Annotated in this window: 12 protein-coding genes and 1 riboswitch; of the genes, 4 read left to right on the top strand and 8 right to left on the bottom strand. The window is 48.9% G+C overall.

Annotation, left to right across the window (positions count from 1 at the left end; all coding sequences use genetic code 11):
- Positions 1–160 precede the first annotated feature (160 nt).
- The gene (locus D0A34_04230; protein ID UNU18178.1) at positions 161–1,054 is read left to right on the top strand and encodes a cyanophycinase; all 894 of its coding nucleotides are present in this window, start codon (positions 161–163) and stop codon (positions 1,052–1,054) included.
- Between the two features lie 338 nt (positions 1,055–1,392).
- The gene (gene cphA / locus D0A34_04225; protein UNU18177.1) at positions 1,393–4,113 is read left to right on the top strand and encodes a cyanophycin synthetase; all 2,721 of its coding nucleotides are present in this window, start codon (positions 1,393–1,395) and stop codon (positions 4,111–4,113) included.
- A gap of 175 nt (positions 4,114–4,288) precedes the next feature.
- Here cphA and D0A34_04220 read toward each other — a convergent pair whose 3' ends face one another.
- The 8 genes from D0A34_04220 to cobG all read right to left on the bottom strand — a co-directional run bounded on the left by D0A34_04220 (position 4,289) and on the right by cobG (position 11,858).
- Complete coding sequence (locus D0A34_04220) at positions 4,289–4,972, bottom strand: hypothetical protein (protein ID UNU18176.1); 684 nt, start codon at positions 4,970–4,972, stop codon at positions 4,289–4,291.
- The gene (locus D0A34_04215; protein UNU18175.1) at positions 4,972–5,229 is read right to left on the bottom strand and encodes a RusA family crossover junction endodeoxyribonuclease; all 258 of its coding nucleotides are present in this window, start codon (positions 5,227–5,229) and stop codon (positions 4,972–4,974) included. Before D0A34_04215 ends, D0A34_04220 begins: the two co-directional genes overlap by 1 nt.
- 296 nt (positions 5,230–5,525) lie before the next feature.
- Complete coding sequence (locus tag D0A34_04210) at positions 5,526–6,734, bottom strand: bifunctional cobalt-precorrin-7 (C(5))-methyltransferase/cobalt-precorrin-6B (C(15))-methyltransferase (GenBank protein UNU18174.1); 1,209 nt, start codon at positions 6,732–6,734, stop codon at positions 5,526–5,528.
- Between the two features lie 20 nt (positions 6,735–6,754).
- The gene (locus tag D0A34_04205) at positions 6,755–7,252 is read right to left on the bottom strand and encodes an N-acetyltransferase (GenBank protein ID UNU18173.1); all 498 of its coding nucleotides are present in this window, start codon (positions 7,250–7,252) and stop codon (positions 6,755–6,757) included.
- 286 nt (positions 7,253–7,538) lie between these two features.
- The gene (psbA, locus tag D0A34_04200) at positions 7,539–8,621 is read right to left on the bottom strand and encodes a photosystem II q(b) protein (protein UNU18172.1); all 1,083 of its coding nucleotides are present in this window, start codon (positions 8,619–8,621) and stop codon (positions 7,539–7,541) included.
- 228 nt (positions 8,622–8,849) lie between these two features.
- Positions 8,850–9,560: a precorrin-2 C(20)-methyltransferase gene (locus D0A34_04195; protein UNU18171.1), complete on the bottom strand. Its 711-nt coding sequence runs from the start codon at positions 9,558–9,560 to the stop codon at positions 8,850–8,852.
- Entirely contained in the window at positions 9,557–10,186 is a 630-nt protein-coding gene (locus D0A34_04190) for a precorrin-8X methylmutase (protein UNU18170.1), read from the bottom strand. Before D0A34_04190 ends, D0A34_04195 begins: the two co-directional genes overlap by 4 nt.
- A gap of 154 nt (positions 10,187–10,340) precedes the next feature.
- Complete coding sequence (gene cobG / locus D0A34_04185; GenBank protein UNU22164.1) at positions 10,341–11,858, bottom strand: precorrin-3B synthase; 1,518 nt, start codon at positions 11,856–11,858, stop codon at positions 10,341–10,343.
- A riboswitch (cobalamin riboswitch) is annotated at positions 11,854–11,972 on the bottom strand. Its footprint overlaps the gene before it by 5 nt.
- Before the next feature lie 183 nt (positions 11,973–12,155).
- Here cobG and psbA (D0A34_04180) point away from each other — a divergent pair.
- Both psbA (D0A34_04180) and D0A34_04175 read left to right on the top strand, forming a co-directional pair.
- A complete protein-coding gene (psbA, locus tag D0A34_04180; GenBank protein ID UNU18169.1) occupies positions 12,156–13,238 on the top strand; it encodes a photosystem II q(b) protein in 1,083 nt (360 codons plus the stop codon).
- A 230-nt stretch (positions 13,239–13,468) separates the two neighbouring features.
- Entirely contained in the window at positions 13,469–14,047 is a 579-nt protein-coding gene (locus D0A34_04175) for a Uma2 family endonuclease (GenBank protein UNU18168.1), read from the top strand.
- Positions 14,048–14,122: the final 75 nt, after the last annotated feature.

The following is a 14,122-nucleotide window of genomic DNA, read 5'->3' as shown; positions in this document are numbered from 1 at the left end:
TGACAGCGACTGTAAGCAAACTCGCGGCCAAACAACTGCGGGATAGCGCGATCGGCGATCGCACCTCACTCGCACAAACAAAAATTTATTCTTAAAAAGCCCTATTGTAACCACAGCAACGGCAAAATTGAATTTCACATCCAACAAAGGAAGACACACCATGCAGCAGTTGACATCTCAAGCCCTTGAACACAATATTCCCCAGCGCACAAAAACTTCGATTATGGTCATCGGGGGAGCCGAAGACAAAGTTCACGGGCGAGAGATTCTAAACACCTTTTTTTGCCGTGCTGGGGGTGCAAACGCTCGGCTGGCGATTATTCCGTGCGCTTCGCGAGATCCCGAAGGAATTAGCAACCGTTACCGCACCATATTTGACGAAATGGGCGTTAGTGCCGTCAAAGTAGTGGACATCCGCGAACGCGAACAAGCCGAAAACCCCGTCTGGAAAGATTACTTAGAAGATTGTACGGGCGTATTCATCACAGGCGGCGACCAACTGAGGCTCTGCGGGCTGCTGGCGGACACCCCGCTTATGGAGAAAATTCGCAAAGAAACTCTCGAAGGCAAGATTACCCTCGCCGGTACGAGCGCGGGTGCTGCGGTGATGGGATATCACATGATTGCAGGCGGCGGGAGTGGGGCGTCACCGAACCGATCTTTAGTAGACATGGCAAACGGACTTAACATTATTCCTGAGCTCATCGTAGACCAGCATTTTCACAACCGCAACCGGATGGCTCGCTTGCTGTCGGCTGTGGCTTGCCATCCTGATCGCATCGCTATTGGTATTGACGAAGACACCTGCGCCTTGTTTGAGGGAGACGATACTATGAAAGTTCTCGGTAAAGGCACTGTGACTATTGTTGATTCTAGGGAAAATTTTTATACCAATGAGTCTCTGGTAGGAGCGACAGAACCCTTAAGTCTGTTCAATATGCGCTTGCACGTTCTGTGTCACGGAGATTGCTACAATATGCCCCTAGGCAAACCAATGCCATCGGGAGCCTGTTCCGAGTCTGGCTGGCCCCCCGAATGCCGCACAGCCAACTAACGCAGAACATCTCTTGTCATTGATTCGGCAGAAATTAGGCGGCATTCCGGCCGAATCATGGATACAACAATAGAATAGATTCCGAAGCAGCCACGGGCTGACACCAGGAGGCAGAATCACAGAAAATTCTAACTTCGGGCTTTGAGTTTTTGCTAGCCATGGATCTGTACTTGTTTTTAGCTGCTCGCAGGGGCATGAATTTTCAATTGGGTAGCCCATAACTGGAAATTCACTCCCAAACTGTTCGCTGCGAACAGTCGAGCGAGCAATCTAGATCGAAATTGAATAAATGCTCCAATTATCTATAAGATTTCGCGCCCCATACCCCTCTAACTACCATGAAAATACTTAAAATCCAGACCTTACGCGGCCCCAACTACTGGAGCATCCGACGCCACAAACTCGTCCTGATGCGTTTGGATTTAGAGGAGTGGGCAGATAAAACCACATCTGAAATTCCTGGCTTCTACGAAGGGTTGATCGCCGCACTTCCGAGTTTGAACGAGCATCACTGTTCTCCAGGCCATCAGGGAGGATTCCTGCAACGGGTCAGAGAAGGCACAATGATGGGACACGTAATCGAACACGTCGCCCTAGAACTTCAGGAAATGGCAGGAATGCCGGTCGGGTTCGGCCGCACCCGCGAAACTGCGACCCCAGGCATTTACCAAGTAGTGATTGAGTATCAAAACGAACAAGCTGGTCGCTATGCAGCCCGGGCGGGCGTGCGGATGTGCCAGAGTATTGCCGATACAGGCACTTATCCAGCAGCAGAATTAGTCCAAGATTTGAGAGACCTTAGAGGGTTTGCTGGGTCGGCGGCCCTGGGGCCGAGCACGGAAACACTGATTAAGGAAGCAGAAGCGCGCGGCATTCCTTGGATGCCTTTGAGCGCCCGGTTTATGATTCAACTCGGCTATGGGGTTCACCAAAAGCGGATTCAGGCAACTCTGAGCAACCGCACGGGAGTTTTGGGGGTAGAACTTGCCTGTGACAAGGAAGGTACCAAAAATATCCTCGCTAGCGCCGGCGTACCTGTTCCAAGAGGGACGGTGATTAATTATTTGGATGAACTGCACGGGGCGATCGAAGAAGTCGGCGGTTATCCGATCGTCCTCAAACCCCTAGACGGCAACCACGGCCGCGGCATTACGATCGACATCAATTCTTGGGAAGCAGCAGAAGAAGCTTACGACTTAGCCAGCGCGGCATCAAAAACAAAAAGCGTGATTGTCGAGCGCTATTACGTCGGTCGTGACCACAGAGTATTGGTAGTCAACGGGCAAGTCGTAGCAGTCGCAGAACGAGTCCCCGCTAACGTCGTGGGCAACGGCAAGTTTACAGTAGAACAGCTTATTGAAGAAGTAAACCGCGACCCGCAGCGAGGAGACGGACACGACAACGTGCTCACCCGGATCACGATCGACAAATTGTGCCTGGATTTGCTGCAAAAACAAGGATACGCGATGGACTCCGTAGTGCCCGCCGGCGAAAGAGTATTTTTGCGGGCGACAGCAAACTTGAGTACCGGTGGCATTGCAGTCGATCGCACCGACGAAATCCACCCGGAAAACGTCTGGCTGTTTTCCAGAGTCGCCAAAATTATCGGTTTGGACATCGCCGGCATTGACGTAGTAACTCCCGACATCTCCCAACCCCTGCGCGATGTCAACGGCGTCATTGTCGAAGTCAACGCAGCACCGGGTTTCAGAATGCACGTCGCCCCGAGTCAGGGTTTACCCCGCAACGTCGCCGGCGCCGTCTTCGATATGCTTTTCCCCTCGCCTCAAACCAGCCGGGTGCCGATTTTAGCGGTAACGGGAACCAACGGCAAAACGACAACTACTCGCCTGCTTGCCCACATTGTTAAGCAGACCGGTCAGATTACCGGCTACACGACTACCGACGGCACTTACATCGGCGATTATTTGGTAGAAACCGGAGACAATACCGGGCCGCAGAGTGCTCAGTTGATTTTGTCCGACCCAACGGTGGAAGTAGCGGTGCTGGAAACGGCTAGAGGCGGAATTTTGCGATCGGGCCTGGGCTTCGATCAGTGCGATGTCGGCGTCGTCTTGAACGTCGCGGCCGATCACTTGGGAATTGGCGACATCGACACCGTGGAACAGCTCGCCAAACTCAAGAGCGTCCTCGTCGAGGCGGTAATGCCCAAAGGCTATGCAGTTTTAAATGCAGACGACCCGTTGGTATCACGGATGGCGCAGCGTGTCAAGGCTCAAATTGCATATTTTTCGATGAACCCGGACAACGAACTGGTTGCCAAACATACCGCTGCGGGCGGGCTGGCAGCGATTTACGAAAATGGGTATTTGTCGATCTTGAAAGGCGATTGGACGCTGAGAATTGAGCAGGCTGTGAACGTGCCGCTGACGATGGGCGCGCGCGCGCCGTTTATGATTGCTAATGCTTTAGCAGCTTGTTTGGCGGCTTTTGCCCAAGGAGTGAAAATAGAAGATATTCGATCGGCTTTGTCAAGCTTCCAAGCATCGGTCGGTCAAACTCCCGGACGGATGAATTTGTTTAAATTGGGTAACTATCACGCTTTGCTCGACTACGCCCACAACCCCCACAGCTACAAAGCTTTGGGCAGTTTCGTGCTGAATTGGCCGGGACTGCGGATAGGGGTAGTCGGCGCCCCCGGAGACCGACGAGATGAAGATTTTGTCACGCTGGGCAAACTTTCGGCCGAGATGTTCGATCGCATTATTGTCAAGGAAGATATTGACAGGCGCGGGCGAGAACCCGGTGTGGTGGCCAAGTTAATTTGCCAGGGGATTGCAGAGGCGATTTCTGCAGGAACCGCAAAGAAATCTCAAGTTGAATACGAGTTGATTCTCGACGAAACAACGGCCGTTAACAAGGCTTTAGATGAGGCTCCTGCCGGCAGTTTGGTAGTGATTTTACCTGAAAGTGTCAACAAAGCTTTGACTTTAATTGAAGCCCGGAAACCGATTAAGGAATCTGTGGAAGTTCAAAAGGGTTTAGATCGAGCCAAGTCACAGGAAAGTTTAAAACCGACTGTTGTGAATCAAGGCTAAATTCTGAATTTTAATTGAATTGGTAGGTTGGGTTTACTTGTGTTAAACCCAACCTATTTTTTTTACAGGACAGGACTTACGCACCACTACGATTTTCTGTCATTGCGCAACGGGAGAGCAATCTCAAAGCTGGCTTTTTCGTGTTCATTGCGTAACTATTATGCTTTTTAAAAGGTTAGCTTGCTTCTTCGCCAGTATGCAGAGATTTCAATAGTTGCTCTGCAATCTCAATCAGTTCGCATACAGAGTTTTGCGTAAGTTGTGTAGTTTTGAAGCCATGAGCAATTGCGTTACGCAATGAAAGTGCATTCATTAGTAACTGATACTCTGATTGGGAAATTACCCCCTCAGTTGCCAGTTGTTTTACTAAAAAAAGTGGCTGTAATCTTGTCAAACTTAGCTCTTCTTTTTCCGCAACAATTCTCAAAGTCGCCTCAACTAAAGACCAGGAATATAGCATAGCTGACTCTAGATGTTGTTGTGCTACAAGTTGCTTTGCTACTTGCAAGCGCGCTTCTATTTCATGCTCTTGAAGAGAACCCTCAGCTTTGGGAAAATAGACTGCATCCTCCGGGTTAGTCATCACTAACTCAAACCTCCAACCAGGATTTTCTGCTACTGCTTGGGCTAAATTGCGTAAATATTGAGTAGAGGATGAATTGAGTGAGGAGCGTGACTTGACTGCAATAACTACTGACTCTTTACCCCGGCGCACTATCATATCGGGGCGATAGCTTTTCAGGAAGTCAGGTAAATCTTCAAGGTTGGGATGAAATGAAACCTCGTAACCTCTCTCACGATACTCCTCTGCTAATTTCAGTAATCGCTCTCTTTCTATGTTTGCAGTTGGGGTTGCCATCATGTCAGTACCTCTTGGTCAGGATCATCAATTACGACAATGTGCAAGAATTCATTGCCACGAGCAAATCCTTCCGCTAGGGTCGAGGTCATATTTTCTACTGTAAAGTTACCCGATAAATTCCTCTTCCGGACTAGAACATCGGTTACTTGATCGTCATCCACGTAGGCTAGGCCAATAATTGCATCTTGAATTGGCTTTACTATGTTGTCCACATCAATTTTAACAGAATCGTAGAAATAAGTTATCTGGAGCATAACGAGCCCCGTAGCTGTTTTTTGCTCTGAAGACCACTATTTTTCAGCCTCTTGCCTAACCGTCATTTTCCAAGCTTTAAGACGATCTCGCCTGCGAGCTTGTTGTGATACTGGTGGGCCATCTACTATGAACTCAAATCTCGCCAAAGTATTTATAAATAGAAGATCGGGGATTATTTTAGATGACTGCTAATGTCCTGACTCTGGCCTCCGACGGCTCGGGGTACGGTGACATACAATTTTATCGCAATTGCGGGATAATATTCTTGATGTAGAATCTCGTTTTTATTATATTTTTAGATTTTAACTACGGCCCACTGCGTCACGGGTGCAAACGGTTTCCAACCCTGAAAAGAGCCGATCGCCCCTACTCGCTGAATGCCAATTCTAATGAGTTCCCCACCATAACGATCGTGCCATTGCAAAACTTTAAACTCGCTCTCAACTGTCACCGCATTAACAACTAATCGGCCGCCTTCACCTAAAGCATTCCAGCAAGTTTCCAGCACAGCTTCTGCGGTGACACCGCCGCCGATGAAAATAGCATTCGGTTGAGGCAAATTTGTCAGGGCTTCCGGCGCTTCTCCCGCAACGATTTCGAGTTCGGGAACGCCCAAAGTCGAGGCATTTTCGGCGATGTATTGCAATCGAGTCGGATCGCGTTCGATCGCGATCGCCCTGCACCGAGGATGACTCCGCATCCATTCGATCCCGATCGACCCGCAGCCCGCCCCCACATCCCAAAGTAACTCTCCGGGAATCGGAGCTAACGTTGACAGAGTAACGGCTCTAACCTCCCGCTTGGTAAGTTGTCCGTCGTGGCGATAAGCAGCATCCGGCAAACCCGAGGTACGAGGAAAAATCACAGTTTCGCGATCGGCTGCAACTGCAATTGCGATCGTGTTCAAATCCGCCAAATCCGATTCATTCCAGGCTGCTGCTACCCGCTCGATCCGCCGTTCCGATTCCGATCCCATCCGCTCGAACACGGTCATCAAACTGCTGCCAAACCCCCGCTGTGTTAACATTGCTGCCACAAGACTAGGGGTGTGCCTGTCAGCACTCAACACCAGCAGGCGCGCGCCGGGGGACAAAGCAAGGGCGATCGATGCGATCGGGCGATTTGTCAAACTGAAAGTCTCAACTTGGGCCAGTGGCCAACCCAAACGGGCGCAAGCAAGACTAAAAGCCGATACAGCCGGAATCACAGTCATTTCCGAAATGGGAATCTGGCGCGACAGTGTTACCCCAATTCCGTGACACATCGGATCGCCGCTTGCTAGCACGCACACAGACTGTCCCCGGCGACGGAGGATGTCGTCAACTGTTGCTTGCAAAGGCGATGCCCAAACCCATTTTTCGCGGGTGTCGTCGGTTGGTAGCATTGCTAGGTGACGGGCGCCACCAACAACGATTTGAGATCGAGAGAGGAGGGTAGAGGCGATCGGGCCGAGTCCCGAAAGTCCATCTTCGCCAATCCCCACCACCGAAAGCCATTTGTGCATTGCGCCCTTACTGCTAATTACTACTTATCGATTCTAAAGAATAATATGGGATTTCCATTCATAATTCTTTCTTCTACTTGTTTCATTCCGAGTCTTTCTGCGACTTTTTGCGACTCAATGTTTGGGCGATCGCAACTTGCGACAAGATAGTTAAAGCCAAGTTCATCAAAACCATAATCCAATATTTTGGTTGATGCTTCAGTAGCGTAACCTTTTTTAAGTGCTTTCGGCAGCAGTGCGTAAACTAACTGGGGCTGTGCTTCTTCAAAAAAATACCACAAACCAACAAATCCAATAGTTTCTCGATCGCTCTTAGTTTCGATAAACCACATACCGAATTGCTTTTGGGCAAACAGCTTTTTATTTTCGGCAAGCATTTCTTCAACCTTTTCTAGCGACCAGATTTCGCCGTCGCACAGATATCTCCTCACATAGGCATCGATAAAAATTCTATGAAGCTTGTTGAGGTCGCTCTCCACAATCGGTTTCAAAACTAATCTCTCTGTTTCAAATATCATGGGGATTATTTATGTTGGATTAAAGGGCGATCGCACCTATCAATATTAGTCCAGGACGCACGGGTGGTCAGAAACCGGGTTTTTTAGGAAAAGATGGGTTGCAGCGCGTAGATTCGGTAAAAAAGCCGGTTTCTTTAATAGGAGTGCGATCGCGAACTGTTTATTTTTGTAGTTGCGGTGTCTTCGTCGGCGGAGCCATGCGTCCATGACTGTCTGAAAAATATTTTCCCCAAACAAAAAGCGCCCCTATTTCTAGGAGCGCTTTTTGTTAATCAAAAACTAAAACTTAGCCGTTGATAGAAGGAGCAACCATTGCTACTGGGCTGACTTCGCTAGCAGCCAAGTCGAGAGGGAAGTTGTGAGCATTGCGCTCGTGCATTACTTCCATACCCAAGTTAGCGCGGTTGATCACATCAGCCCAAGTATTGATAACGCGACCTTGCGAGTCGATAATCGATTGGTTGAAGTTGAAACCGTTCAAGTTGAAAGCCATCGTGGAGATACCCAAAGCGGTAAACCAGATGCCGACTACTGGCCATGCACCTAACAAGAAGTGCAAAGAACGGCTGTTGTTGAATGAAGCGTATTGGAAAATCAAACGACCGAAGTAGCCGTGGGCTGCAACGATGTTGTAGGTTTCTTCTTCTTGACCGAATTTGTAACCGTAGTTTTGCGATTCGGTTTCGGTTGTTTCACGAACCAAGGAAGAAGTAACGAGAGAACCGTGCATGGCGGAGAACAAAGAACCACCGAAGACACCAGCAACTCCCAACATGTGGAACGGGTGCATCAGGATGTTGTGCTCTGCTTGGAACACGATCATGAAGTTGAATGTGCCGGAGATACCCAAAGGCATACCGTCGGAGAACGAACCTTGACCAATTGGGTAGATCAAGAATACTGCGGTGGCTGCTGCAACTGGTGCAGAGTAAGCGACGCAGATCCAAGGACGCATACCTAAGCGGTAGGACAGTTCCCATTCACGACCCATGTAGCAAAATACACCGATCAGGAAGTGGAAAATTACCAATTGGTAAGGGCCGCCGTTGTACAACCACTCATCAAGGGAAGCTGCTTCCCAGATTGGGTAGAAGTGAAGACCAATTGCGTTAGATGAAGGAACAACTGCACCTGTGATGATGTTGTTACCGTACATCAAGGAACCTGCTACTGGTTCACGGATGCCGTCGATGTCCACTGGAGGGGCAGCGATGAAGGCGATGATGTAGCAGATGGTGGCGCTCAGGAGGGTAGGAATCATCAAGACGCCGAACCAACCTACATAAATGCGGTTGTCTGTGCTTGTGACCCACTCACAAAAGCGTTCCCAGACATTGGCGCTTTCGCGCTGCTGTAAGGTTGTTGTCATTTGTTTATGATTGCTTTATTTTGTTTTCAATGTTCGTGACGGCTTTGTGTTCCGCCATGTAAATAAACATAAAGCATATTCTAAGGTTTGTAAAGTATTTTAACAACAGATTAACTGATAGAAGTTATAAGGTTAACTTATCAATTCGCAGAAAACTGGATAAAGAGGTAAGAATGCACAAAAAAGTAGGTAAAGCCTGGAAGCGCGTCGCCTTCAGGCATGGAAATATTAAGATACAGACTTTTGCTGGCTAGGTATCATAATGAGAGCCCAATAGGGAACTTCAGCGGGTTCGACATCTGCGATCGCCCGAATTCGCTGATTCGGCATAGTTGCGCGTTCTATATACAGTGCTCGATCGAACTGTCCCAACTCAATCAGTACCTCCCGGACTTTCGCAAAATGCCGGCCCAGCTTAATAATCACAGCAGCATCAACAACCGCCAGTCGATCGCGCAAAACCTCAGCATCCAGCGTCGCAGGCATAATACTTAACACATCGTTACGATAAGTCAGCGGCACTCCCAACGCAGCCGCACTCGCCATTGTCGAAGAAATTCCCGGCACAACTTCAGTGGTAAATGTCCCCGACAAACGGTTGAATAGATACATAAACGAACCGTAGAGAAAAGGTTCGCCCTCACATAGCACCGCCACATCCCGCCCCTCGCTCAGATGTGCCGCAATTTTCTCGGCAGCAATATCATAATAAGGTTGAGACGATCGCGTCGGACTAAAAGGCAACGGCATCGGAATCTCAATTTGCTCCGGGCGCAGATAATCTGCGACGATCGCCCGCGCCAGCACCTTACCATTTTCCATCGCCGGATAGGCAATCACCGGCACCGATTGCAAAATCCGATAAGCTTTCAAAGTAATCAACTCTGGATCGCCAGGGCCAATACCCAAACCGTACAATTTACCATTCGCCTTAGTCATAATTCATCCTTTTTCGCTAACGCATTCACGGCCGCCGTTGCCATTGCACTGCCACCGCGCCGCCCGTGCAACGTAATAAATGGCACTCCCCGACTGTTGGCGGCCAGTTCGGCTTTGGATTCGGCGGCCCCCACAAATCCTACCGGGAAACCCAGAATTAAAGCCGGTTTGGGTGCCCCGGCATCCAGCATTTCCAGTAGTCGGAACAAAGCAGTCGGGGCATTGCCGATGGCCACAACCGCACCCTGCAAGTTGTCCAGCCATAAATCCAGGGCCGCGGCCGATCGAGTATTTCCGATTTGCCGTGCCAACTCCGGGATCTCGGAATGCCAGAGGGTGCAAATCACCGGATTGTCAGCGGGAAGCCGTTTGCGAGTGATGCCTTCGGCCACCATCCGGGCATCGCACAGGATGGGCGCACCTGCTGAGAGGGCTTGGCGTCCGCAGGTTGCGGCCCCGGGGGAAGCTGCTAAATCTGTAACAATATCGGTCATGCCGCAACTGTGAATTAGTCGCACGGCTACCAATTCTAAATCGGGCGGCAAGCTTGACAAATCTGCTTCGGCTCGAATTGTGGCGAAGGATTTGGTGTAGATTTCTGTTCCGTCTCGAATGTAGTCAATCATTGTTTAAAACTGCTATGGGAATTTTGTAGGATTTGTGAAATAGATTTTTTGAATGAACCGCGAAGGCGCGAAGGACGCGAAGGAAGAAATCTCAAGAGAGATAGAAAGAGAAATGCTTAAAATTTGTCTGTTTTTATGGGATATTTTTTCACTTTCAATTCCAATTTTCGGTGCTCAACAACTCCTGCAATTGGTCGATCGCCTGCCGATCAACAAACTCACCCAATGACTCCCCAGGCTCTCGCAACCGCTGATACACCCGCAACATTCGCTCGATCGCATCGGGCATCTCGATCGGACTCACCGCCTGAAAAATTTGTCGTCCGAAGGGCAAATCTTTTCTACCCGCATAAATGTCGTAACCTTCGATCGTCTCGTCTCCTCGCTCAATCTGAATTCCTACCAGCGTGATATCAATGGGCTGGTGCTGGGCGCAGGACTTTTGGCAACCGCTGAAATGAATGTTAATCGGCAGGTCGATCGTCAATTTTTGCGCTAAATCCCTCACCATTGCTAGGGCGTGACTTTGAGTATCTGTCGCCGCCGACGCACAGCCACTGCTGCCGGCACAAGCCACCAAGCACGAATCTAGGCGAGTCGCCGACGAGTGCAATCCCAAATCGGCGACTTGCTGTTTTACCTCAAAAAGCTGGGAGTTGGGGATATCAGAAATTAGCAGATTTTGCCACGGCGTAAGTCTCAGGGTACCGCTGGCTAGATTTTGGGCTAAATTCGCCAAATTCCGCAGTTGCTTTGATTCTAGCCTACCGAGAGGCAGTGCAATTCCCATATAGGAGAAACCGGACTGTCGTTGAGGATGAATGCCGAGATGTCGGTGATGGGGGAAGGATTTTTCAGATGAGGCATCTTGGCTGTTTTTGGGAAAGGTGGAAGATGTGAATTGCCATAAAAATGGTAAATCCTGCTGTACCCTTTCTAGATAACTTTCAGCGCCCCAATCTGCCAGCAGGTGACGCAAACGCGGTTTTTTGCCATCAATTCGAGGTCGATTTTTGGTGTATTCAAGATAGGTGCTAGCGAGGGCTGCTAATACTAAAATACATTGCGATTCTTGGATTAAAATTTCTGTATCGCCGCTTAAACGCAGCCGAAAAACGATTTCTGATTGGGTTGAACGACCCAATGCAGCTAATAAAATATCGTTGCGTAAAGCCTGGATCGAAACCGATTCCCCGCCGTCGAAGCCAATACTGAACTTAGGCGAAAGTTCCGACAACTCGGAATGTGTTTGCAGGTAATCATCCCAAGCTTTGACTAGCGGGCGAGTATCCAGTAACTGCTGGCGATCGATCCCTGCTGTCGGACTTGCCATTATATTGCGAATCGGGTCAACTTCAACGCGGCGAGACGCTATCCCCAATTCCTGCAAGCGGTTCCAGACTTCCGGGGCTATTTCCGAGTTCACTTCTCGGATTTGCAAATTTGCCCGATTTGTCACTTGCAAACAGCCGGTACTGTATTGATCGGCCAAATCGGCGATCGTCCAACACTGCTGTGCGTTTAAAATTCCCCCCGGAATCCGCATTCTCGATAAAACTCCGTCTCGGGCTTGGGAACCATAAAATAAACCCGGACAAGTCGGCAAATCAGTCAAAGCTAACAAATAATCTCCTCCCCGTGCTACGCAGGGAATCCAAAAGTAAACGCCCACAAAGCGCCCCCGAAACCGGCATTCTGACTTTCACAGTTGCGGCACAGCGCCGGAATTGCACCGGACTTTCCCGCTTTCAGGTTTGAGAAATATATCACAAGCCGACCCGCAGAAAGCAAAACCCTCAACTTTCTTAACAAAACCCGTGGCGATCGCCCCTGTCTCTCCTTTCATCAGCTTTCCTAATCGCAGTCATCAGTTTAACTGTCGCTCAACCCCTTTACAAACCTTAACAACACCGTTAATAATAGAAACATCATCCGAACATTGAAAACCAAATAAAGCAATCATAAAACCATGACAACAACCTTACAACAGCGCGAAAGCGCCAATGTCTGGGAACGCTTTTGTGAGTGGGTCACAAGCACAGACAACCGCATTTATGTAGGTTGGTTCGGCGTCTTGATGATTCCCACCCTCCTGAGCGCAACCATCTGCTACATCATCGCCTTCATCGCTGCCCCTCCAGTGGACATCGACGGCATCCGTGAACCAGTAGCAGGTTCCTTGATGTACGGTAACAACATCATCACAGGTGCAGTTGTTCCTTCATCCAACGCCATCGGCTTACACTTCTACCCAATCTGGGAAGCAGCTTCCCTCGATGAGTGGTTGTACAACGGCGGCCCTTACCAATTGGTAATTTTCCACTTCCTGATCGGTGTATTTTGCTACATGGGTCGTGAATGGGAATTGTCCTACCGCTTAGGTATGCGTCCTTGGATCTGCGTCGCTTACTCTGCACCAGTTGCAGCAGCCACCGCAGTATTCTTGATCTACCCAATTGGACAAGGTTCTTTCTCTGACGGTATGCCTTTGGGTATCTCCGGCACATTCAACTTCATGATCGTGTTCCAAGCAGAGCACAACATCCTGATGCACCCGTTCCACATGTTGGGAGTTGCTGGTGTCTTCGGTGGTTCTTTGTTCTCCGCAATGCACGGTTCTTTAGTTACCTCTTCTTTGGTTCGTGAAACAACCGAAACCGAATCGCAAAACTACGGTTACAAATTCGGTCAAGAAGAAGAAACCTACAACATCGTTGCAGCCCACGGCTACTTCGGTCGTTTGATTTTCCAATACGCTTCATTCAACAACAGCCGTTCTTTGCACTTCTTGTTAGGTGCATGGCCAGTTGTCGGTATCTGGTTTACCGCTTTGGGTATATCGACAATGGCTTTCAACTTGAACGGTTTCAACTTCAACCAATCGATTATCGACTCTCAAGGTCGTGTTATCAATACTTGGGCTGATGTCATCAACCGCGCTAACTTGGGTATGGAAGTGATGCACGAGCGCAATGCTCACAACTTCCCTCTCGACTTGGCTGCAGGTGTTACCACTCCTGTAGCTTTGGTTGCTCCTTCTATCAATGGCTAAGTTTTAGCTATCGATTGACAAAAAGCGCTCCTAGAAATAGGGGCGCTTTTTGTTTGGGGAAAAATATTTTTGGGAACAATCAGACTCGGCGGTTGAAACCGCTACTACACAAACGAAGTCCGCCTTCGCGGACTAAAGAATAGAATATTACAGCCGGATTTAGTATGACGATAGACTCCAAATTTTTGAAGTCATATATTATGGAAAAGCGATCGTAAAAGGTAAGTCAGATGGTTGTCGCAATTTCTAAAGCAGGATTGGGTACAGGTGCGGCCTTCCTGTCAAACGTGACATGGGAGACTCTGGAAAAGTTGGATGCAGATTTGGCAGGAACCGGGGCACGTTTAACTTATTTGGATGGGTGTTTAGAAATTATGGCTCCTTTATCTGAGGCCCACGAAGAACCTAAAAACACTTTAGGCCAGCTTTTAGAAATTTATATGCGGATGAGAAATATTCGTTTCTACGGGCGCGGCAGTACAACCATAGGGATGAAGGAATTGGGCGCACGGAAGGAACCAGATGAGTCTTACTGTTTGGGTACGCGCAAGTCAGTTCCAGATTTGGCGATCGAGGTGACAGTGACGAGTGGTGGAATTGATACGCTGGAAATATATCGTCGGGTTGGAGTGCAGGAGGTTTGGTTTTGGGAGGATGGTGTAATTTCGGTTTATTGCTTGCGTCCAACGGGATATGAGTTGGTGAGTAAAAGTGAATTGTTGCCGGAGTTGGATTTGCGATCAATCGAGTTTTATTCGCGGATGGCCGACCAATATGATGCGGTGAATGCTTTTATGCGATCGATGTAGAATAGAAAAGAGTAATTCTGTGGTTTAATTGCGTTGCGATCGGGTGAAATTACCCATAGGTTATAGAAGATTTAA

The organism is Microcoleus vaginatus PCC 9802 (assembly GCA_022701275.1).
Classification (GTDB): Bacteria; Cyanobacteriota; Cyanobacteriia; order Cyanobacteriales; family Microcoleaceae; genus Microcoleus; species Microcoleus vaginatus_A.
This window is presented reverse-complemented; position numbering and strand designations above follow the sequence as displayed.